Source organism: Clostridia bacterium (assembly GCA_036654455.1).
In the GTDB taxonomy this organism is placed as follows: Bacteria; Bacillota; Clostridia; order Christensenellales; family CAG-314; genus JAVVRZ01.
On the sequence record JAVVRZ010000022.1, the window covers coordinates 1 to 587 of the forward strand.

Sequence of the window (587 nt, forward strand, 5' to 3'; positions counted from 1 at the left end):
ATACGTTCCCGGGCCTTGTACACACCGCCCGTCACACCATGAGAGTCGGGAACACCCGAAGTCCGTAGTCTAACCGCAAGGAGGGCGCGGCCGAAGGTGGGTTTGATAATTGGGGTGAAGTCGTAACAAGGTAGCCGTATCGGAAGGTGCGGCTGGATCACCTCCTTTCTAAGGAGACCTCGCAGATAGAGGACACAAGGTTCTCACAAAATATCTACGTAACATTCCTAGGTCAGACCTTAAATTTCTTCATACATTGTTTAATTTAGAGGGTACACTTCCGTCATTAGTGACGGTTTTGTATTCTTAATTTGCACCTTGAAAACTGAACAATGTAATGTGATAACAAATTTTAAGCAAGGCAACAGAAAAGGAAGCGATTTTGGACGCAAGTTCAAGGTTGTTTTGGAAGTCATCGCAAGATGATTTCGAATAAAGTAAAATGAACTAAATTGTGGAACAATAGGGTAACAATTAATTTCAACAAAATTATTCTTCTGAAAGCCTGCATAATTCGTAACTTAAAGATTAATTCAAAATAATGGGTTATTCTAATAGGTCAAGCTAAAAAGAGCGCAAGGGGAATG

General features: G+C 40.9%; 1 rRNA gene. It reads left to right on the plus strand.

Features of this window, described 5'->3' with window-relative positions:
* A 16S ribosomal RNA gene (locus RR062_06195) occupies positions 1-168 on the plus strand; the annotation flags it as partial.
* Positions 169-587: the final 419 nt, after the last annotated feature.